Origin of the sequence: Stieleria neptunia (assembly GCF_007754155.1) — a bacterium.
GTDB lineage: Bacteria > Planctomycetota > Planctomycetia > Pirellulales > Pirellulaceae > Stieleria > Stieleria neptunia.
Genome location: NZ_CP037423.1, coordinates 4,092,610 through 4,113,241, shown reverse-complemented (window position 1 = coordinate 4,113,241; position 20,632 = coordinate 4,092,610). Strand labels below are relative to the sequence as shown.

Sequence of the window (20,632 nt, the reverse complement as noted above, 5' to 3'; positions counted from 1 at the left end):
CGCGACGGGTTGCTAACTGACGAACAGATTGACGACCCCAGATGTCGGAAGATCATTGAAATCATTCACGGGCCTGATGTCGTTCCAATTCGGACGAGTCAACATTGTCGTCTTTCGGTCTTGAAACATTCCAGAGGTTTCGAGCAGGTCCCAGACCTCTTTTGCGCTACTGCCCGCGTCGACCAACAGATCGACGTGAAGCTCCAGGGCCAGCTTGGGTCGTTGCTGAAGCAGGTGCGCGGCTCCTTGCAGGACTTCCATTTCGAATCCTTCGACGTCGATTTTGAGGACGTCGATTCGGTCGCCCGCATTGGAATCGCAGAACTGATCGGCTGTGACCATGGGGACTTCACGAACGATCCCACTTGATGCCGCCAAGGATTCTCCTCCGAATCTTGCCGTTCCGGCGGTTCTGCCGATGGCCGTGAACCAAGTACTGACGTTGGAGAGTCGATTTTGAAAACAATTCGCATCGAGCACGAAGGCGTTATCTGCACTCGCCTCGACCGCGAAGACGTGTCCATCCGTTCCGACACAATCCGCCATCAAGATCGTCATCAACCCATGATGCGCCCCGATTTCCAGGACACGACTGGAAGGCGTGCACAAACGTTTGAGTTCCGAGAGTTCCCCATTCATCTGGATCTCAGGCTTGTGCCACCAGGATTTCGTGAACGGATTGGTCAACCAGAATCGACGCTGCTTTCCGTCGAGTGTGAACTGATGCAGCAAGGGCAACGTCGGATCGGCAACACGACGGATCTCGACGCCAAGAGGTGACAGGCAGGATTGAATCAGGGACTTGAGTGACATGAAAGTTTTCGCGGAAGGTAATCAGTTTGGAGGCACAGACTGGAGTTCTCGGTTGGCCGTGGCAGTTAGCGACTTGCAGCCGAAGACACGTCGTCGGTAGTCGCCAAGATGTCTTCCGCCTCTCTCGAAGGCCCGACGGGGAAACGCAACAAGGTTGCCAGTCCATACTTGATCATCGCGCGTACCGGCATCGCACCCTTTCTCAGTGCCATGGCAAGGTACTGTTTGCAGCGGCGGTCCCGTTTTGCATACAACTGGCTGCCGACGAAGTAAGCGGCCTGACCGATCGCGCGGCGACGCGAATCCTTGTTGGCCGGTATCGCGTCCCAGCTAACCTGCTGTGCCTCGTCCAGCAACGCCTGTTCGGATTGGCTTTTTTTTCGAGCGAAATAGCATTTGCGTGCGATTTCCCCCAGTCGGTGTTGACGATTCCGGTTTTCGGGGCTGATTCCCGCAATGTCGATTCGATATTCAAACAGAATCTCCTGACAAGAATCGAGTTTTCCGATTTCCGCCATTCGGTACCACAGGTCATGGTCCTGTGCGAAACGAAATTGCGTTCGATAGCCTCCGGCGCGTTCGTAGGCTTCACGGCGAAACATGACCGACGGATGCACGAACCCCGTTCCGTTTTCGGCCAGCTCGGACGTGATCTCCTCGGCGTTTTGATTTCGCACCCAGTTGCCCAGCATCTCGCCGCGAGGCCCGATCCATTGGATTCCGCTGCCGACAACGACTACGTCTCGGTGGTCATCCAAAAAACGGGCCTGGGTTTCCAACCGCTCCGGCAACGAGCGATCGCCAACATCCTGGCGCGCGATATACTCAGCATTCGTCGCCCGGCAGCCTGCGATCAAAGCGTTGGTCAGCCCCGCTTGTTCTTGGCGGATCACGCGAATGCGAGAGTCGTCTTCGGCGAGTTCGTCCAAGAGAGTCGCCGTTGCGTCATCGGATCCGTCATCGACGATGACCAACTCCCAACTGCTCAGTGTCTGACCTTGAATCGATCGCACGGTATCCGCAACCGCTGGACCGCCGTTGTGACATCCCATCACGACGGCGACACGCACGGATGGATCAATTTCTGCTGGTTTTGTCACTTCAGCTGGACAAGGTTCAAATAGCAATCCGGGCGGCCAGTCGATTTGCCGTGAATTGCTGATCCGACGGAGCGACCGGCGTCAGACGGTGGAGCGTGGACCACTCCACCCTCTGACGAGCGTCGCTGCGAAGTCTCGGCGGTACCGACTTAAGGGGTCACGTTGACGATCGGGGCGTTGAGCGTGGCTCCGTTTCGAAGCTGGACGGTTCCGCCGGTCGATGTGATGTCGATCATCGTGCCCGCGGTGATGTCTGCACGAATGATGATTCGACCGCCGGCAGTCCATTCGAAATTGCCAACGACCGTAATCGGTTGGAACGTGTTCGCACCGGCATTGGTCGTCTCGATGATCAGGTTTGCCAGGGCGGTGGTGCCTCCCACTTCGCCGGTCATCGAGAATTGAGCATTCAAGCTGTCCACGTCCAAGTCGAACGCGCCGTCGATTGTCCCTTGAACAATGAAGACGTTGTTGGTCGCCGACTCGTGATTCAACGCGGTGTTTCCTGCCAGCACCAGGTTGCCGAGGAAGTGCAAGTTGCCGTCTTGGGCGGTAAACACTCCCTGCGTGTTGATCGTCGCCGCACGGACACTGATCCCTCCGGTCACGTCGGCGCCACCAAGATTGGCCGTCGTCGCGGGCGACTGGCTGAGCAGCACATCTGACGCATTGGTAATGTTGCCGAGCGTCACGGTATCCAAGCCTGCTGTGCGGACAAAGCTTCTGACGCGAACCCGTTCGCCACCTCCATTGACGTTCCCGTCGATCTCCACCGACTGACCGTTTCCGGCGACAAGTTCCGTGGGCCCGGTTTGATTCAAGTCACCGTCGATCGTGACATCACCGAGTCGGCTGACCAAGCCTCCGTTGACGTTCACGCCGACCGCCGTGATATCGATTCCATTTGTGAACGATGCTGAGGTCGGATGGTTCAGAGAGAGGAGATTGGTGTCGGAAACCGTCAGGCTGCCAAGGGTATCGCCTCCAACTTCGGACGTAAATTCGACGTTTCCGCCATTGCCGTCAACAACGACGTCCAATCCAGGGCTCCAGACAACGGCGTCGCCGATGTCGCGCATCGGGCCGTTGACGACCAGGTTGCCGCTGATGTCCGTTTGCTCGATGGTCAGCGTTCCAGCCGCCGTCACGCTCCCCAGTCCCGTCCACGCCAGGGTAGCTCCCGCCCGCATTGTCAGATCGTTTGCCCCCGCGTTGATCTTCTCTTGCACCGAGATGTTGTCCGCCGTCGCGGTCGTCAATGGAATGGAAGAAAGGTCCAGCGTCGTCTGAGTCGAGTTGTCGTTGAAGAAAGTGACAGTGCCGGTGTCACCGTTGCCAATCCGCAACTCGGATGCTGGGGCGACGGTTCCCAAAATCGACAGGTCAATCGCATTGACTGCTGTTCCGGGCGCTGAACTCTGATTGTAGACCTCCAGGTCTTCCGTCGGAACGAAAGGCAACAACTCGACGATGTCCGCCATGATCGTGTCCGTCGCGCTGATTCGCCCCCCGCGAATCGTCGCGGTGTCTTGTGCGGTTACCGCGTTGAGAGTCAAATCCCCACCCGCGCCAAGGTTGACATTGCCGAACGGAGTCCCCGTGCCGACCTCGGCACCACCGAGCATCGATAGCTGGTTTTCGGCGCTCAATTCGAGCGTGCGATTGCCGGCGTCGGAGTTGATATCGCTGTCCAAAAAGAGGATGTCCGCCGACGAAATCGCCACGTCATTGACCACCGTGACGGGACCCTGGAAAGAGCCATTGTCGACGCTGGAAGAGATGTCCCCGCCGACCGAAATCGCCGTTCCGGTAATACTAAAGCCGGTCGTGTTCGCTCCGCCTTGGAGTGAGACTGTCGCAAAGGGCGCGGTGCTTGCGATCTGAAGCTGAGCGGCTGTGATGATGCCTGAAACGTCGAGGGACGTTCCCTCCTCGATATTCAAATCGCGACCGCTCGCGTCGACCGATCCATCAAGAACAATGGTCGTGGGGCCGGCGACACGAACCGCCCCCGGTCCGCCTTGATTGAGGTTAATTTGAGGGCTGTGGATGGCGATTCCGCCGACACTTGACTCCACCGTGTCTGAATTGACCTGGGTCGTGGCGCGAATGTCAATCGATTCCGCGGTTATCGCGCCACCCAAAGTAACGGTGTCCGCGCCAACCCCCATTGCCCCATCGTTGATCTCCAACGCCGCAATATTGCTGATGGCGTCGTTCGCATCGATCGCACCGGTGGGCGTTGTCAAACGCAGATTCGGCGTTCCCCCGTTGCCGGCAACGGGGCCGTCCAAATCGATCGTCCCGCCAGAGGCAAGCACGATCGAACCCGCCGAGGTCAAGCGGTTGGACGCGGAGGCCAAGGAGAGGTTTCCGCCGGCAGTGAGATCTCCGGACACATTGGCGTTGGTCACTCCAGTCAGCGAGACGTTGCCGGTGGCATTGACCATCACCGGCGTGCCCAACGAACCGATAGCCACCTGAGTTGAAGTCGCGTTGGCAGTGAATCCGGCAACCGGCGTTGTGCCACCAATGTCGGCCGACACCGTCACCTGCGTTCCATCGACCGAAACGTCCCATCCGCCGTCGACCGTATCGTTCAGCGAGATCGTTCCGGTCGAGTTTAGCCCCGTATCACCCGACAACGTTGTTGGTGCCGAAATATTGATCCCCAAAACGCCCGTGAAAATGTCACTGCCCGTTTCCAACGACTCTGCATCGATAATGGCGAACGCCGCCGGATTCGCTCCCGTCCCGATCGGGGCATTGATGTCGACGCTATCAGTCCCCGCCCCGTCGACGACTTGAATCCCTTCTCCGTTCAAACTGAATCCGTTGACTTCCACCGAATCGTTTCCGCCGCGAAGCTCGAAACGCAACCGGTTCATGGCAACCGTGAAGTCATCGACGTCCAGCGTCGCCGAGTTGTCGCCGGAGTTGCCGTCGACATCCGAAGCACCGTTGAAGGCAACGACGGAAATGGGTGCATCGTTTGAAATCGTGTACTGATTTTCAGCCGCATTGAAGGAAACCGCGATCTGGTCGGCAGCCGTTGAATCACCGATCACACGAAGGAACCCGTTGTTCGCCAAAAAGATACTCGCCGCCAGCAGATTGCGGTTTTCGAGTGATTCATGCAACACACGCCGGCGAGCTCTTAACTGATGTTTGCGTCGAGAAGCGACCTTGGATTTCAGAGTTTTATGAAGGTGACTAAACACAAGATTGACCTTAGGTGGGGCATCAACCCGAAAAACGTTGTTTCTTGAGTCGACAGAATGGACAGTTTGGGAAATCTGCGGCGTATCCGTTGCTAGGAAAAGCGTCGGAAATCTAGCGATCCCGCATTAAAGCGTCAAAAAAGCTGTTTCCGGGGAGTTTGATACAACCGCAACGAAGGAAACGACTTAGGTCCCCAGGCTAGTCGGCGCCGGGAGTGGCGACGCGGAAAAAAGTGATTTTTCGTACATCTCTTCTGTCGAGTTGCTTTTACAGTTTCAAAGTGAAACCAAGCAGAGACGTTTCGACTGCTTGCATCCGAAGATCGGGGCCCCCCGACCATCCTGACAGGGGGTCAGTGAGGGATCTATCGCCCCCTGATCACGCGGTCGTGCGGGCAAAAAGGTCCCCCCATTTGTCGTTGTCAAGTTGCGTCAGAATGTGCTTGATCTGATCAGCACCGACCCAATCTTCCATCCCCCATTCCATATTGTCCCACAGGCTGTACCGAAACTTAGTCGGGGCAATTGCCGCGAGCCGGTCGACGCATTGCAGGGTGTTTTCCAGGTGTTCGGGAACGAATTCCAGCGAGATTGCACCGACCGGTTTGCTGAGTCCCGAGACAACCGCCAACTCAAACCCTTCGACATCGACTTTGACGAAAGCCGGCGTCCCGTACTGATCAATCATGTCATCCATCGTCTTGACGGGGACACGAATGGTTTGATCCCAATTGTGTTCTGCGAAACGGCCGCTCTCTTTCACATCCTGGATCCACTCTTTTGACATCGACGAGATCGTGTGAGCGGAGCTGACAAACATCTCCGCCTCCCCGGGCTCTGTTCCCAATGCACAAGACTCGAGGTGGAAGCCATCTTTGTTCGCTAAGCCTTGCCGCAAAACTTCTTGGCAATAAGGCTGCGGTTCGACCCCGATCGTTTTCGCTCCAAGGGCAAGAAACACTTTGGCGCGGTTTCCAAGGTTGGCGCCAACGTCAAAGACGATTGAACCCGGTTGGACGAAATTCGAATAGAACGCCTTGCGCTGTTCGTCTTCGGCGTCCCAACTCTTAAGTTGCTTGATTGTGGTAAGGCGCAGCTGTTCTTGGCGGTACCGCTGATAGGCTGAATAAAACGGAGTTCGCTTTGCAAGTTGTCTCAGGGTGTTTTTCATTGGATCACCAATTGGTCGAGGTGGAACCGACACGATCGGCTGAAAAGTGATTCGGCGCTATTGAGCAAGCGATCTGTTTTTTAGAAGAATGTCATTTCGATACCGTTTGACGATTCGAAACGACGGAAGGGCGGCGACCAATCCCGTCAGGGTCGGTTGGTCTTTGTACAATGGCTCGACGACGTACTCTGTATACAGATAACGCGTCGATTCCAAAGTCGAAGCTGCCGATGAAAACACGTCTAACTCGGCGCCCTGCACATCCATCCAGATAAAATCGATCATCCCGACGCCATGTTTTACTCGCCAGTCATCGAGACGGACCGACGGAATCGTGATCGGATCGGCAAACGCAATTTCTGGGTGCACGTCCAAGTGACCGGTGGGTTGCTTTAATGACCCCGAGCAATCCCACAATGATTCTCTTTCTGCCGTGTTGCAACTGTCGCTTGGATAGAATGTGACATCGCCGTTGATCGGTCCCACTGCCGATTGATGAAGAAAAATTCCCGGAGCGTCCTTGCCGACGCGTTCATGAAACCGCTGGATCGCTCGGGCGTCGGGTTCGAAGCAGTGGATCGTGGCATCAGGGAATATTTTGCGGAACCAGACGGTGTGCATGCCGTCGTTTGCACCGATCTCCAAAATGGTCGGATTTGGTTTGTCGATCGCACGCCGAAGCGTGTCCTCATCAATTTCGCCGACGTCCAACGGCGGCAAACCTCGCATACGATCGTATAGCGGCACAAGCATCCGCTTGAGAAACGGAACGGCGGCGATTGCCCTCTTGATCGACATTGTTTGTAACTAGCGTTCAGAAAGTGAGTTGCTGATTCTGGACGAGAACTTCCCGAAGCCTCGGCCGCCATGAACGACGAAATTTTCTTTTGTCAGCGGTTTGGTGAGGACTTGATACATCTGCTCATATTTGCGATTCCAAACGAATCGCGGTACCGCGCCGACGTACGATGCCCATTCCGAAAACGTGCTTGGCGGCCCGATCAGGAAATCGCACATGGACAGCGCCGTCAAATCTGCGATTTCTGATCCGGGACCCATTTGCCAGGTCAGCCCATCAAACGAGTCATCGGGTTGAGGCACGTTGGAACAAATCAGAAAGCCAACCGACTGGTCGTGCCAGGTCGCCACGGCTTGGTCCATCAATTCCCGATACTCGGAGGTTTCAAAAAACATCATCCCACCACTGTGGCCGGCGTAATCTCCTTGTCGGATGTGAACGCCGATGACCACATCACAGTGTCGCCGGAGTCGATCGACGCAGTCGTTTGCCGATCGCTCGATTTCGGGGACGGGGCGAAAGCAACTTTTGATCAATGCAGCTTGTTGAGCAAATGCTGAATTGTCGATTGCGTAAAGGGCGGAAATCCAGCGAACTTCATCCAGTTTTCCGCCAGTTCGTAGGCCTTCTACATCCAGCAATTCATTTTCGCTCCGCACCTGCACGCGAGAAGCATTCAGCCGGCGAGCCAGTTTGAACCGACCCCGCCAGTTCGACAGTTTCAGCTGTGGAGCGCGGATCCCGGCGTTCTCCCAGAACGCATCGCGTTGGTTTTCGTTTGTTCCAACGAAGTAGTGCTCGTACTTTGTAAAAGTCGGATTGGCGAGCGGTCTGTCAGTGACCACGCTGGTTGCGATCAGATGCGCGAACGGGAAAATGCGATTGCACATGCCGCCAACGTCGTGGACGTAATACAACGGTTGACTCACGGACCGACCTGGTTGGAAAACGACTGGTCCATCGTCGCATCGGATGACGAGGAGGAACGCAACGTCTCAACCGCCCGGGCAAGCCGACCGGCCGGGCGTGTACCGATCATTTTCGTCAACAAACGAAACAGTCCGACTCCTTTACCACCGGCGTGGATCGTCCCGGATGATTCGTCTGCCAATTCCAAGCAACGATCGGTTTCCGCTTTCATTCCCTGCGTCGCACATTGTCGTGCGATCGAAAAACACCATCTGGCAAAATGTTGTCGCTCGGGAGCGGATTCCGGTACGCCGGCTCGCTTCGCACCATCCCACAGCGCATTGAGCAATCGGACTCGATTCGCCAGTCGTGCCGGGTCGGTGGTCCAAGCCGCCGAGGAGGTTTGACGAACGCCATCATGATGGACATGTTCGCTCACATGCGATCCGCAATGCACAAGCTTCGCACGCCGTGCGCCGATTCGGGCATCGTATTCCCAGTCTTGACTCCAGCGCATGTCGCACCAAGATCCGATTTCGTTGGTCAGCGAACGACGATAGAGCGGCGTGTGGGTGCACCACCAGCGGTCGACCAACAATCCGGGAAACAGTTCCGGCATCACTCGCGCCGTCCACTTGAATGGATCGGCCAGGATTGCACCGTCCCGGTCAACCAGCCGGGTCACTCCGTAGGCGATCTCACATTCGGGGTGTTCGTCCAGGGCGGCAACTTGATCGTTGAATTTATTCGGCAATAAACGGTCATCGCTGTCGAGGTATTGCACGAATTCACCTCGCGCCATGCAACGCCCCAACTCACGCGACGGGCCGGGGCCTGCATTCTCGTGCCGTCGATAGTGGATCACGTCCGGATGGGCGCTGACCAGTTGCGCGGCGACGTTTGGCGTTTCATCGGTCGATCCATCGTCGGCAATCAAGATCTCGATCGGCCGATACGTTTGTGCCAGGACACTCTCAACGGCTGACTTCAACATCTCGGGCCGATTGAAAACAGGAATAATCGTGCTGACAAGTCGATTAGGCATTTAGTCCGTGATCCTTGGTGAACCGACGTCCGATTTGACATCAGATGATGCAATTGGATTTTGAATCGATGCCTGCCACTCACCGAGAAACCCGGCCCATCGATTCGCCCATCTGTACAACCATTCCGCCCAGAAACGACCACCGTCTTTTGTTTCGTGTTTGGTGGCAACTTGCGTCGCCGCTCTCAGGCCTGGCCGCCAGGGAAGTTGCTTGAGGTGGGCGAGGGCAGCGAGAATTCCGCTCGACTTTTTCGAATGGGTGCGTTGCCCGTAACGGATTCGGTAGGAACGCCTCAGGTACTCCCAATTGCTCAAGTCGCATTGATGACGTACGACCGCGTTCTCGGCAAAAACACTCGGAAACCCTGCCGCCGCCAGACGCTTCGAAAACTCGATATCAGAACCGGATCTGACGACACGAAAAAGTCCCAGTTGTTCAAACGCCGCGCGGCGAACGAACATGTTGCCGCCTGCAACGCAGTGATAGGATTCAATGGTTTCGCGAAGCTGGTCGGGTTGATGCGTCTCGCACAGGAGGCGATTCCCCAAATTGTCGTTGACGATGTCGTAGCGGGTCAGGCCACCCACGATCCACGCATCATTTATACTCGCCGAGGCCAGCAGATTCTCCAGCCAATCCCGATGGGGAATGCAATCGGCATCCGTAAAAGCGAGCCACTCACTGTCCGTACTTCGGATCGCCAGATTCCTGGCATGGTAGGCCGAGGGTTTTGGTTCCTCTAACAACCGCGCGGTGGAGCGTGCGACGGCCGCCCGGGTGCCGTCGGTGGATCCGTTGTCGACAACAACGATTTCATACTGTTGACGTGGCAGGGATTGGTTTTCCAACGCTCGCAAGCAATCGCCAATCCGTTCTTCTTCGTTTCTTGCCGGAACGACAACCGTGACCAGCAAACGTTCAACGGATTCACCGTTCATGGGCTGACTTCCTAAGCAATCGCTGTTTGACAGCCGACAAGGCACCCCGAAATTGCGCCCACCCCGGAACCAGCAGAAGCGACCTATTGTAATTTTCCCAAAGTGAAGGGTCCGCCAACAGAGCTCGCCACAGGTACAGAGAGGCTCTCAAGGTTGACCCGCTGGCGTTGTATCGTATCGCGTGCAAGAAGACTCCCGCCCTGGCCGCACGCCGGATATCCGGGCTAGCCTGTTTGATGTCAGGAGAGTCTTGCAGCATGCGCCGATAGGCATCCACGATCACTGCTTTTTGATTGTCCCGTTGGTCTTCATGCATTCTTCGTTGGGCAATGTAGTTGTCGATCTTTTCGACGTTCGTCCGAAAGGCCATCCTGAGCCACAACTCGGTATCGGCGTTGAAATATCGTTCGTCCCAGCCCCCGCAGACGTCAAGCATTTCGCGGCGAAAAAAGGCAGACGGCTGGGGGATCCAAGTTTGTTTGCAAAGAAAATCGCGAATCGAATAGGGGCGAATCACCCTTTTGGCCGTCACCGTCCCGCCGGCATCAACGGTTTCGATGTCACCATAGACCAAGCCGTGGTTTGGCCGTTGACGCAGCGCATCGACCATCGTTCGCACTGCGCCGGGCAAGTACATGTCGTCAGAGCTTTGAATCCCGATCACCTGACCGGTCACTTTCGCAAACCCTTTGTTGACCGCTTCGACGACTCCCTTATCCGGCTCGGAAATCCAATCGAGTTCGGGCACGTCTGCGAAGCCCTCCAGGACTTCGACCGTATTGTCTGTTGAAGCGCCGTCGATGACGTAGATTTCTAAGGGCCGATAGTCTTGATCAAGAATCGACCGAATCGTGTCACCAATAAAACATCCTTGGTTGAAACTAGGGACGATGATCGAAACCAGCGGCTGCTGATCCAGTGGCGGTAGCGGCACACGTCCCGGCTTGGAGACTCTCGGTAATAGCATTGCGGAAGTCATCTTCAATTACCGGCAGGCTTGACTTCCGACCGCCGACGCCACGTCCTCCAGCCAAGCATCAATCAGGGGCATCTCTTTCTCCGGAAAGATGTTGGCGGCGATCAGCGCAGCGTAACAAGCTCTCAGATTGCTCCCGACGCTCGTCTGTTTGCAGTCCAGGTCAACGGATTCCAACACCGTCGCAAATTCGTGATTTTGCAGGTAGCCCGGGATCTCATCCTGAAAGTCTCGCGTCAGGTTATGCGGGTTTCGCTCTTGAACGACTTCCGACGCATGAAAGACCACTCCCGTCCCCAGTTCCCACAGGCAACGCTGTGCGACGAAGCTTTTCCAGATATCGCACATCCGAAAGGAACAGTAGCTGGGCACATACAACAATGGATAGACAGCGGGCCACCACCAAGTCGATTGTGTATTGAACGGGCACCATTGTCCTGGCGTCAACATGACGCTTTGTCCGCCCGAACCGAACTCAAATTCTCGGTCGAGAACCAAACGCCAGATGGCGTCCACGTCAGGCGCACCATCGGCCAGTCCCTGTTGAATGGGAGCCCACAGTTTCCCGGACTCGCGTGCGGCCCGATTCAACGCGGAAGACGGCGCATCGGAAACAACCGAAGGTTCCCGGATTTGATCAAGCGGCAACCCGCGAGGCCAGATCAGATCAGCGGAAAAGTGTTTGTAGACATTGATCCAGATTGGTCGTTCTGACCTTGGTGTCGAGACGAATCTTGGTTGATCGATCCATTCTTGCCGCGCGGCCCATGACTCCAGGGGAGCGTTGTCATCATCGGTTTCGTAGATGCAAGACGCATTCGAACGCATTGCCGCGAGATATCCGATGTTCTTACGGCAATAGTGCTTCGTGGGCAGCAGCGGGGCGACCCTGAAATCCGAGTTGAGTTGCGATTCGATGTCGAGGAATTCAAGCTGGCGATCGGAAAAGCCGTCGATCCCACCCAGGTCAAACTCAGCAGGGCCTTTGGTGTCCCCGGCGACGACGAGTTGGGCCTTGCCGTTTTTCAGAAAACTGGCCAGACGCAAAACGCTAGGGGTCGGATTCTGAATCGTTGTGATGACGATGTGCAGCATAGAGGATTATTTGACAACCTGTTCTTGGATGGCCGTGCGATAGACATCGACACAGCCTTGAGCGTGTGCGGTCGGCGAATAGTTTTGCAGAACCGTTTTCCGGCCCCGTTGAGCACGAGAAATACGTTCCTGATCCGCGTCAAGCAATGAGCGGGTGGCGTCGGCCAACGCGACCACGTCTCCGTCTGTGACTGCGATTCCGTGACAACTTTCAACAACCTCTTTGAGGCCGCCGGCGTGAAAGGACACGACGGCTGTGCCACACGCGACCGCTTCGGCCGCAACGAGTCCGAAGGTCTCAACTTTGGAAGGAATCACAAAGACATCGGCGGACCGGTAGCAGTCGGCCATTTCGTTGACGTCGGACTTGTATCCGAGCGAACGACTGGGCAGCTTGATGTGGTCCGCGACTTGATCGCAGTTTCTGCCGACAAGGATCACGAGAGTATCGGTATCGCTGATCAGATTCACGACTTCCACCGCTTCTCGAGCGCCTTTGAAAAGGCTGTCCAAGTGATTGGCGGCAATCAGAATCGTTTTCTGAGATGCAGGGATCTTCAACCGCTCTCGAGCGCCGAGACGATCCTCGGCGGTAAAGGCCTGGACATCGATCGGGTTTGGCACCACGGTGATCGGGCACTCACGCAAGATCGGGCTCTGCTGACACTGCGACTTGACCCAATCCGAAGGTGCAATCAAATGAATCGGATGTGACTGTAAGAAGGCCTTTTTCCGTCGCCAGTTCCAAGCCGTTCCGTCTCGCGGCACCGCAGGATAGCGCTGAAGGTCGGGACACTGTCCACAACCGGTTTTCCAGCGTTCGCATTGCATTCCGTAGGCACAATGGCCGGTCAACCACCAGAGGTCCTGGAGGCTACAGACGAGTGGATAGTTGTTCGCCAAGCGGGCCAGCCCGGCCAAGTCGGCCCATTCTTGTGCCCCATGCATCGCATGCAGATGCACCACATCGGGCGATTCCCCAAACAATGCATCCACGGATCGAAATGACGGTGCATAGACGTTTTGTAGCCCGGTCGCATTCTTCATCCACTTGGCCACCCGGCGACTACCGGGTATGCCTCGCTGATAGGTCAGTTGGCGTGTAAACGAATCGGTGCCCGATTTATTCGCCACAATCGCCGATGCCCGATGACCGAGGGATTCCAAACCACGGTGATTCAAACGCATGACCGCTTCGGCCCCGCCTCCGTAGTCATGGGAATGCAACTGAACAACGGTCAGCGGACTCGCGACAGAGCAGGAAGCAGACGTCACTTGTGATCAATCCCTGAACAACCGAGAAAGGCGTAAATTTGGCGTTTCAATTCGGCCGTATTGAGTGCTTCGCGAAACGCGGCATCGACCGTGTCTTGAAACGACCGGTATTCCGCCGGGTTTTGGATGCACTGTTCGGTCTGGTTCACCAAGTCTGCGGCCGCTAGATCTGTCGAGCGCGGGCCACAGGGATAACGATCGAAAAATTTTGGCAGAGACGCGCTGGGCGGAGTGTGCAGCATGATCGGTCGACGAGCGGGAACATAGGTGCACAGTTTGTTGGGAAAGGAGAGTTCGGCAAATTCTCGCAAATGCCCCGAAAATGGTTGGGGCATGTAAAGAAAATCACATTCGGACATCAATCGCAGCATCTCCGGGATCTTTCTCCATCCGTAGTATTCGATGTGCTGTGGGCCGCTCGGGGTCAACCGCAGATGCGCCCCGGCGATGCGCACGATGACGGGTCGATTGGCCAACGTCCACTCGCGACGATCCAATTCGTCGGTGAGCGCCATGAACGCTTCGCGAGCGGTGATGGACCCGGCGAGGCCGATTTTGATCGGACCTTCGGTCGAAAGCTCGGGAAATGCTGCCTCGCGATACTCGACTCCTTGTCGGAGAATGGACGTCGGTTTGTTGAATGCCGACTGATAGGCCATTTGCATCGCTTCACCGGCCGTGGCAATGCGCGACGCATGGTGCATCGCCGAATCAAACGCGGCAAGCAAATGCTCCTTCAATGCCCCGTGGTAACCGTAATCATGCGTGTGCAAACGCGGGCCGTCCATGACAAAGCAATAGAGCGGTACGTCCAGCTGCTTTGCGACCTGTTCAGCAACAAAGATCGGCGTGGGGCTTTCCAGCACCACCAGCACCGCCTCGCAACGGTGCTGACGACCGGCACTGACGCACTGCTTTGTGACCTCTCGAAGGACGGGACGACAGAGCGCCGCGTGCGCCAGACGACTAATGAGGTTTCCGACGGCTCCACCGACGGGTCGATAGGCATGTTCGTATTTGCGTGTCAGGCAATCATCAACCCAGACGTTGTCCTTGAGAGATTTTGGGTCAACGCTTCGGGGGTTGATGGTGATGATTCGCAGACGGTCGCGGGGAACCTCCTCCAGAATCTGACGTTGCAAGATCGCGCCCACGCCATTGTTGCCGGGGGGACTGCCGGTCAGGACCAACAGCCGAGGAAACTCCGTCGGCGGTCGGCCCGTCAGGGGGCCAGCACCGGTTTCGCCATCGCAGCGTGTTTTAGGTGTAGCAGCCATGACCACCGATCAAGCCCCCAGCCGCTCGAAGATGGCATCGGCTTCGACGATTCGACCGTCAGATTTGCGTTTGTGCTGTTCGGCGTTGCCCATGTAGGTGAATCCCAAATCCTTCAGTTTGGCATAGATTTCGTCGAACAACGGTTGGCCTTGGTAGAGGCGCCGAAAAAAACAAACTTCGCAAACCACCACCCTTGCTTTGGCGAGCGTTTCCGCAGCGCCTTCCATCGCCGGAATCTCGAACCCTTGGACATCGAATTTTACCAAGACGTCATCGAGCAAAGGTAGCGATTGAAGTGCGTCATCGATTCGGACGACAGGGACTTCGATTGTCTCGGTCACCGCGGCGTCGGGGTAGTCTTCCCCAAGCAGATCGGTGCCGGCCAGCAATGACGAGCACGGAGTGAATTGGCTGGCGTTCATTTCGGCCGTCGCAGGCGCATTGCCGACTGCCGATGAGATGAGTTGGGAATCAGGAAACTCCGCGAGCGCCCTGCGCAGGTCAGCGTGACAGACAGGCAGTGGCTCGAACGCAATGATGTTCGCATCCGGGCAGTGGCGATGAATCAATTCGGCAAATTGCCCCGTGTTGGCCCCGACATCAATGATCGTTCGAATATCCAGATGTTTCAGAAACGGCGCCCAAAGTGCATCCTGTTTCTGCTGCCAAGCCGCGACTTGGCTTTGTGCGACGTTTCGAGACAGCCGCACGTCCAGGCCGACCGCTGCCAAGGTGCTTTTGGCGATACGTTTCATGATTTTGGACTTTCGTTGTTTTGGACGCAATCGGCGTTGGCGTTCCAGATCGCCCACATGGCGCCGAAGGGTTTGTCGAGCTTGCGACCGTATCCGTCTTCGTGGTGAAAGTCTCGGCAAGCGATCACGGTCCAGCCCTCATGACTGGGGAAATCTTCGGGGGTCCAACCAGAGCGGTGTTTTTGCCACTCCATGCCTCCCATGCCCCAGGGGTCGGTATCCGCGTTCAATTCATCAGGATCCTGCGGCATGTAGCCGAGTGGCGTAAAGAGAATGATCTGTTGATTGACGATCAGTTTGAGTTGTTCGAGGCATCGTTCTGCGATCTCGCGATCGATGTGTTCGATGACGTCGCACATGTATGCGCTGTCTGCGCTTCCGTGGGGGAATGCGGCACAGGCTTCTTCGAGATTGAGTTTCAGATAGACGAACCGTGTCTCCTTGGCGGTTTCGACAATCAAGCGGTCCATGTATTCGTGAAAGGGTTCGCAGCAAATGTGGATCTGCGCATCGAACCTCCGCTGCGGACGAAAGGCGCAACCGATATCGAGAAGTGTTTGCGCATCTCGCATACAAGCATTCGCCTTCTCATCAATTTCGTCCCGGCCAGCCCAGATGATTCCTGTCTCGCCGGCATCAACCGGTTTGGAATCGCGACGTCTTTCCCGTTGTTTTTTGATCTCGGCGATCCGATTCTGTTCGCGAGACTTGATGCGCCGAGTCACTTCGGCTTCCAAGTTTTGCGATGAGACAATATCGTAGCCGAATGTCTGAATCGTCTTGTGTAGAAAGGTCTTGATCATCATTGAAGGTGTAAATCTGGAAGAATACGCGTCATACCAGGCGGCACGTTGCATCGAACTTGATCCGCCCCCAACCCGGATTCCAATCAACGAATCCGGGTGGCAATCGTTCTGGAGCCTCGATGTCAAAATGCAGGACTTCCGTGATCACATCGGTCGCTTCGCGATTGCCCCGCATCAAGCCGATGGTCATCCAATAGTGACCGGGCGACAGTCCTGTGGTGGCAAGCTGGAGTTCGAAGGTTTGTGATTCGTTGGCGCGGATGGGACCGCACGGCACCGAGAACGCGCTGCCGACCGGGGTTCCGTCGCGATAGTTCAGGGTCAGGCCAAACGAGAACGATTGAATCTCGTTCTTTCCGAGTATGCCGAGTCGCATGCGGATCGGTTCGTTACCGGTCAGCTTTCCGTTTTCGAGATCGGGCAGTTCCGCTCGCACGATCTTCGCAGCCTGATCTCCCGCCCAGCTGACTCTGGGCAATGTTGAAACGTCACTCGACTGAGCCAGTTCGCGTCTTTGGCGATCCAAATAGTGGTCCACCGCATCGGCACTGGGGCCTTCAAAAACGCATTGGCCGTCGTTGACGACGAAGCATTTGCGGGTCAGTTGCTCGATCGCGGACATGCTGTGACTGACAAAGACGATCGTTCGACCCTCGTTTCCCATTTCCGACATCTTTCCGATGCACTTCTCTTGGAACGATGCGTCTCCGACCGCCAACACTTCGTCGACGATCATCACTTCGGGCTGCAGGTGGGCGGCCACCGCGAACCCCAATCGTACGGTCATTCCGCTGCTGTAGCGTTTGACCGGCGTGTCCACAAACGTCTCGACTCCGGCAAAGTTGACGATGGCATCGAATTGGCGTTTCACTTCCGCCTTGCTCATGCCCAGAATGGTGCCGTTCAAATAGACGTTTTCGCGCCCCGTCAACTCCGGGTGAAAACCGGTCCCGACCTCCAGCAACGCGGCGACTCGGCCGCGAATGATTGCTCTCCCTTCGGTCGGCTTGGTGATTTGGCTGAGGATTTTGAGCAACGTGCTCTTGCCCGCGCCGTTGCGACCGATCAGCCCGACAACTTCACCGGGTTGAATTTCGAGATCAATGTTACGCAAGGCCCAGAATTGGTCGCCTACAACGCGATTGGGGTGTGCCTTGGCGATCGCCTCCAGATCGGGCGATTGCTTTTTCCCCGCAACCTTGGCCAAGACGCGATTGACGGCCTCGCGTACCGATCCGGAGTGTGTGACCCCCAGTTGGTATCGTTTGGAAAGTTGCTCGATGGAGATGGCGGGAAGCATTGCAGATCGATGTGAATTTGAAGTTGCCGCGACAAGCTAAATGATGTCAGCGAATCCGTCTTCGACTTTTCGGAAATAGAGCAGTCCGCTCAGCAGCATGATCAAGACCACGGCGAAGGAAATTGCCATGATGTTCCAGTCCGGAGTCGTCGTTCCCAGAAAACACCAGCGGAATCCTTCGATGACTCCGACCATGGGGTTGAGCGCATAGATCGGCCGGACCTCTTCAGGGACTTGGCTGCTGGAGTAAACGATCGGGCACAGCCACATCCACGCCTGTACCAGGAACGGTACCGCTTGACCAATGTCGCGGTACTTGACGTTCAAAGCCGTCAGCCAAAGTCCGGCCGAAACCGCCGAGGCGGCCGCCATCAGGATGAACAGGGGTGCGAGAACGATTTGCCATCCAGGCGCGAATTGATACCAGAACATCAGTCCGATCAAGACGACAAACTGAATGAGCAGCTCCACCAAACCGGTGACCGCGCCCACCAGCGGCAAAATCAGGCGTGGAAAATAGACTTTTCGCAACAAATGAGCGCTGCCGACAATGCTGCTGGTCGACGTCTGCAATGTTCCGGAGAAGTAGAGCCAGGGCAACAGAGCGGAAAACGTGAACAGGGCGTATGGAGACCCGTCCGACGGAATCCCCGCGACCTTGCTGAAGATGAACGTGAAGATGATCATCGAGATCAACGGACGCAGCACTGCCCAGCCGATCCCGATGATGCTCTGTCTGTAGCGAGCGACGAGATCCCTCTGGACCAACAGTGCAAAGAGATCACGGTAACGCCAGAGTTCACCGACGTTGATTCCTATCCATCCGCGGGGCGGTTCGATCACCGTGACCGGCACGGGGTCGAACGGCGGTTCCGTTTCGGGCATTGCGTTTGGCTGAGAACTGCTGACGGTGGTCATGTGCAACGTTATTTGGAAAACCCAATCCAGTCGGTCTGGGTGTCGGCAAAGTCCGCGATTTCAGTCAGTACCTGTTGTGACGTCGTTTCCGGCGTCCAATCCCAGCAGGCGGTCGCCTGGGAGTGATCGAGCACAACCCAGGGTAAGTCGAACGGCCGCGGGCGATCGTCCACCTCCACCTCACGTTGCCCCCATCGTCCACGGCACCATTGACTCAACTGCGCCAACGACATCGCCGACGCTGCACCACCGGAAACGTTCACGACCGGCGGCTTTTGTGAATCCTCGGAATTGAGTTGTTTCAATAGCAACGGCGCCAGGTCTCGCGGGTGCAGACAATCACGGACCTGATGCCCGTGACCGCCGAAGCCGATGTACTTCAGTGGTTTGCCCTCTTTCCAGCTGTGCAGCCAGAAAGCGAAGATGCCCTGGTCGGCTTTTCCAAACTGCCCCGCGCCGGCCATCACGCCGCAGCGATTGATCCAAACGGGAAACCCGAACGCCTGGCCGTATTCCAAAGCAAGCTGCTCGGACGACAACTTCGTTGCCCCGTAAAGTGACACGGGGGCGGCCGTCGAAAAGTCCTCCGAGATTCCGGCGGCGGAAACCCCGGGCGGCAATGGGTGGTCCGAAACAAGGAACGCGTTTTCGTTTGCGACCACCGGAAGTCGGGAAAGTGGTGGAATCGAGTACACGCGACTTGTGCTCAATAATATAAATCCCGCCTCTTGATTCTTGCAATGTTCCAGGAGATTGATCGTGCCGTCGAGATTGCATTGGATCAATTGTCGAGAGCTTGATTGTCCATCGACGCCCGCCAGCACACTTGGATTTGCGGCGGCATCGATGACCCAATCGACCGGGCCGGCCATTTCCACGTCGGTTTGGAGTCTGATGTCACCGTGCAGGACCGAAACGCCGTGTTGTGCCAGCCGTTCACGGTTTCGCCAGCTGCCATTTCTCGACAGGTTGTCGATTCCAATGATTTCCACGGTCTCGGACGTGCGGTGTTGTTGAAGTGCCAATGCGAGTTCACTTCCCACAAAACCACAGATACCCGTGATGAGGATTTTTGTCGGCATCAAGAGGCGTTTTGTTCGGAAGGTGATGCAGGGCTCGGGCTGTACACCGAGGAGGGAGGCACGTCGGCCAGTTGTGGGATCAGCTTGAACGCTTCGGCACATCGATCCCAATTCAAGGTTTGAGCTCTGCAGGAAGCGGCTTTCGACCAGGCTTGCCACTGGTCGTCGTCGGTGAGAGCTGTCTGCAACGCGTCGGCCGTCCACCGGGGATCTTCGACGGGGCCGAACAATCCGGCGGGCTCACAGATTTCTGAAATCGCACAGCAGTCGGTGCTGACAACAGGTGTCCCGAATGCCATGGCCTCGGCAGCGGGAATCCCGAACGATTCACAGTGACTGGCTAACGCGTAGACTTTGTTGATTGCGTATTGCCGATGGAGCTCATCGTCACTGACACGCCCCAGAATCTCGACCGCGTTGTCAAGTTGCAGTCGAGCGACCTGATTTCGAACTCTCGTTTCATAGTCGGCGTCGGGCCAAGGTCCGACGAGCCGCAATTTTGCCGGGATGTCTCGTTGTCTCAGGATCGACACGGCATCGACGAGCGTGTGGGCTCCTTTCCAAGCCGCCATCGCGGAAACGGACAGGATCGAGTAGGGGTCTCGTGGCAAGTCCGCGTGCTGCTTTGCGGCTTGATACGTGTTTTCATTCAGGCCGACGTAAGCGATCTCACTGCGGCACTCTTTTTTCCGCCGATTATCCGATCGATAAAGCTCACGCAGATGGCCTGAGATGTAGATCATCATCGCGGCGTTTTGATATGCGTTTGAGTATCCAACACGCTGCAGTCTTGCCTTGAGTCGTTCTTTCCAATTCCGGTGTACGACAGGACGATAGCACCAAGGATTTTGGCACAGAACGACTTGGGGGACAGGACATCGGGGTGTGAGGGCACCCGAGACGGTCAGAACCACATCGGCGCCTGCACCGCGGATCACACCGGGCAGTCGTATCGTTTCCCAAAACAACCGTTGGGCCCAGTTTTTGTAACGCAGTGAAACGGGAATCGTCGTCGCGCCACGTTCAACGATCTCTGCGGGCGGAGGATTGTCCTCATAGTGGACAATGACCAAATCGTGATCCGGCAGTGTGGCTGCGGAGTATGGATCCAGGAAACCATAAACGACGTGATTGCCGCTCATGGACCCGA

18 protein-coding genes are annotated in these 20,632 nt (G+C 56.4%); all 18 read right to left on the bottom strand.

What is annotated here, in order from left to right:
- Positions 1 to 12 precede the first annotated feature (12 nt).
- The 18 genes from Enr13x_RS14305 to Enr13x_RS14220 all read right to left on the bottom strand — a co-directional run bounded on the left by Enr13x_RS14305 (position 13) and on the right by Enr13x_RS14220 (position 20,624).
- Positions 13 to 813: an FkbM family methyltransferase gene (locus Enr13x_RS14305; RefSeq protein WP_145387044.1), complete on the bottom strand. Its 801-nt coding sequence runs from the start codon at positions 811 to 813 to the stop codon at positions 13 to 15.
- 65 nt (positions 814 to 878) lie between these two features.
- The gene (locus Enr13x_RS14300) at positions 879 to 1,913 is read right to left on the bottom strand and encodes a glycosyltransferase family 2 protein (protein ID WP_145387042.1); all 1,035 of its coding nucleotides are present in this window, start codon (positions 1,911 to 1,913) and stop codon (positions 879 to 881) included.
- Positions 1,914 to 2,062: 149 nt separating this feature from the next.
- A complete protein-coding gene (locus Enr13x_RS14295) occupies positions 2,063 to 5,053 on the bottom strand; it encodes a beta strand repeat-containing protein (RefSeq protein WP_145387040.1) in 2,991 nt (996 codons plus the stop codon).
- Positions 5,054 to 5,513: 460 nt separating this feature from the next.
- Positions 5,514 to 6,305 carry an FkbM family methyltransferase gene (locus Enr13x_RS14290; protein WP_145387038.1) on the bottom strand — a complete coding sequence of 264 codons (792 nt, stop codon included), beginning with the start codon at positions 6,303 to 6,305 and terminating at the stop codon, positions 5,514 to 5,516.
- A gap of 57 nt (positions 6,306 to 6,362) precedes the next feature.
- Positions 6,363 to 7,103, bottom strand: a complete 741-nt coding sequence (locus tag Enr13x_RS14285; RefSeq protein ID WP_145387036.1) for an FkbM family methyltransferase — start codon at positions 7,101 to 7,103, stop codon at positions 6,363 to 6,365.
- 9 nt (positions 7,104 to 7,112) lie between these two features.
- Entirely contained in the window at positions 7,113 to 8,033 is a 921-nt protein-coding gene (locus Enr13x_RS14280; RefSeq protein ID WP_145387034.1) for an O-fucosyltransferase family protein, read from the bottom strand.
- Entirely contained in the window at positions 8,030 to 9,058 is a 1,029-nt protein-coding gene (locus Enr13x_RS14275) for a glycosyltransferase family 2 protein (RefSeq protein ID WP_145387032.1), read from the bottom strand. The genes Enr13x_RS14280 and Enr13x_RS14275 overlap by 4 nt, the downstream gene beginning before the upstream one ends.
- Entirely contained in the window at positions 9,059 to 9,997 is a 939-nt protein-coding gene (locus Enr13x_RS14270; protein WP_145387030.1) for a glycosyltransferase, read from the bottom strand.
- Positions 9,987 to 10,964, bottom strand: a complete 978-nt coding sequence (locus Enr13x_RS14265; RefSeq protein ID WP_197456022.1) for a glycosyltransferase family 2 protein — start codon at positions 10,962 to 10,964, stop codon at positions 9,987 to 9,989. Before Enr13x_RS14265 ends, Enr13x_RS14270 begins: the two co-directional genes overlap by 11 nt.
- An 18-nt stretch (positions 10,965 to 10,982) precedes the next feature.
- Complete coding sequence (locus Enr13x_RS14260) at positions 10,983 to 12,068, bottom strand: STELLO glycosyltransferase family protein (protein WP_145387027.1); 1,086 nt, start codon at positions 12,066 to 12,068, stop codon at positions 10,983 to 10,985.
- 6 nt (positions 12,069 to 12,074) lie between these two features.
- Positions 12,075 to 13,343 carry a glycosyltransferase gene (locus tag Enr13x_RS14255; protein ID WP_145387025.1) on the bottom strand — a complete coding sequence of 423 codons (1,269 nt, stop codon included), beginning with the start codon at positions 13,341 to 13,343 and terminating at the stop codon, positions 12,075 to 12,077.
- Positions 13,340 to 14,620 (bottom strand): glycosyltransferase family protein, encoded by a 1,281-nt coding sequence (locus Enr13x_RS14250; RefSeq protein WP_145387023.1) that lies wholly within the window; start codon positions 14,618 to 14,620, stop codon positions 13,340 to 13,342. The genes Enr13x_RS14255 and Enr13x_RS14250 overlap by 4 nt, the downstream gene beginning before the upstream one ends.
- 9 nt (positions 14,621 to 14,629) lie before the next feature.
- Entirely contained in the window at positions 14,630 to 15,376 is a 747-nt protein-coding gene (locus tag Enr13x_RS14245) for an FkbM family methyltransferase (RefSeq protein ID WP_145387022.1), read from the bottom strand.
- Positions 15,373 to 16,182, bottom strand: a complete 810-nt coding sequence (locus Enr13x_RS14240; protein ID WP_145387020.1) for a methyltransferase domain-containing protein — start codon at positions 16,180 to 16,182, stop codon at positions 15,373 to 15,375. The genes Enr13x_RS14245 and Enr13x_RS14240 overlap by 4 nt, the downstream gene beginning before the upstream one ends.
- A gap of 28 nt (positions 16,183 to 16,210) precedes the next feature.
- Positions 16,211 to 17,482 carry an ABC transporter ATP-binding protein gene (locus Enr13x_RS37960; RefSeq protein WP_197456021.1) on the bottom strand — a complete coding sequence of 424 codons (1,272 nt, stop codon included), beginning with the start codon at positions 17,480 to 17,482 and terminating at the stop codon, positions 16,211 to 16,213.
- A 36-nt stretch (positions 17,483 to 17,518) separates the two neighbouring features.
- The gene (locus Enr13x_RS14230; RefSeq protein ID WP_145387018.1) at positions 17,519 to 18,367 is read right to left on the bottom strand and encodes an ABC transporter permease; all 849 of its coding nucleotides are present in this window, start codon (positions 18,365 to 18,367) and stop codon (positions 17,519 to 17,521) included.
- A 41-nt stretch (positions 18,368 to 18,408) separates the two neighbouring features.
- The gene (locus Enr13x_RS14225) at positions 18,409 to 19,482 is read right to left on the bottom strand and encodes an NAD-dependent epimerase/dehydratase family protein (protein ID WP_145387016.1); all 1,074 of its coding nucleotides are present in this window, start codon (positions 19,480 to 19,482) and stop codon (positions 18,409 to 18,411) included.
- Positions 19,482 to 20,624, bottom strand: a complete 1,143-nt coding sequence (locus Enr13x_RS14220; RefSeq protein WP_197456020.1) for a glycosyltransferase family 4 protein — start codon at positions 20,622 to 20,624, stop codon at positions 19,482 to 19,484. Before Enr13x_RS14220 ends, Enr13x_RS14225 begins: the two co-directional genes overlap by 1 nt.
- Between the last annotated feature and the right edge of the window lie 8 nt (positions 20,625 to 20,632).

What these genes read in the sequence shown, in the direction of transcription:
- Enr13x_RS14290 (WP_145387038.1), bottom strand. Translation starts at nt 6,305, where the DNA reads ATGAAAAACACCCTGAGACAACTTGCAAAGCGAACTCCGTTTTATTCA.
- Enr13x_RS14225 (WP_145387016.1), bottom strand. Translation starts at nt 19,482, where the DNA reads ATGCCGACAAAAATCCTCATCACGGGTATCTGTGGTTTTGTGGGAAGT.
- Enr13x_RS14305 (WP_145387044.1), bottom strand. Translation starts at nt 813, where the DNA reads ATGTCACTCAAGTCCCTGATTCAATCCTGCCTGTCACCTCTTGGCGTC.
- Enr13x_RS14265 (WP_197456022.1), bottom strand. Translation starts at nt 10,964, where the DNA reads ATGCTATTACCGAGAGTCTCCAAGCCGGGACGTGTGCCGCTACCGCCA.
- Enr13x_RS14285 (WP_145387036.1), bottom strand. Translation starts at nt 7,103, where the DNA reads ATGTCGATCAAGAGGGCAATCGCCGCCGTTCCGTTTCTCAAGCGGATG.
- Enr13x_RS14270 (WP_145387030.1), bottom strand. Translation starts at nt 9,997, where the DNA reads ATGAACGGTGAATCCGTTGAACGTTTGCTGGTCACGGTTGTCGTTCCG.
- Enr13x_RS14245 (WP_145387022.1), bottom strand. Translation starts at nt 15,376, where the DNA reads ATGAAACGTATCGCCAAAAGCACCTTGGCAGCGGTCGGCCTGGACGTG.
- Enr13x_RS14230 (WP_145387018.1), bottom strand. Translation starts at nt 18,367, where the DNA reads ATGCCCGAAACGGAACCGCCGTTCGACCCCGTGCCGGTCACGGTGATC.
- Enr13x_RS14240 (WP_145387020.1), bottom strand. Translation starts at nt 16,182, where the DNA reads ATGATGATCAAGACCTTTCTACACAAGACGATTCAGACATTCGGCTAC.
- Enr13x_RS14275 (WP_145387032.1), bottom strand. Translation starts at nt 9,058, where the DNA reads ATGCCTAATCGACTTGTCAGCACGATTATTCCTGTTTTCAATCGGCCC.
- Enr13x_RS14250 (WP_145387023.1), bottom strand. Translation starts at nt 14,620, where the DNA reads ATGGCTGCTACACCTAAAACACGCTGCGATGGCGAAACCGGTGCTGGC.
- Enr13x_RS37960 (WP_197456021.1), bottom strand. Translation starts at nt 17,482, where the DNA reads ATGCTTCCCGCCATCTCCATCGAGCAACTTTCCAAACGATACCAACTG.
- Enr13x_RS14260 (WP_145387027.1), bottom strand. Translation starts at nt 12,068, where the DNA reads ATGCTGCACATCGTCATCACAACGATTCAGAATCCGACCCCTAGCGTT.
- Enr13x_RS14220 (WP_197456020.1), bottom strand. Translation starts at nt 20,624, where the DNA reads ATGAGCGGCAATCACGTCGTTTATGGTTTCCTGGATCCATACTCCGCA.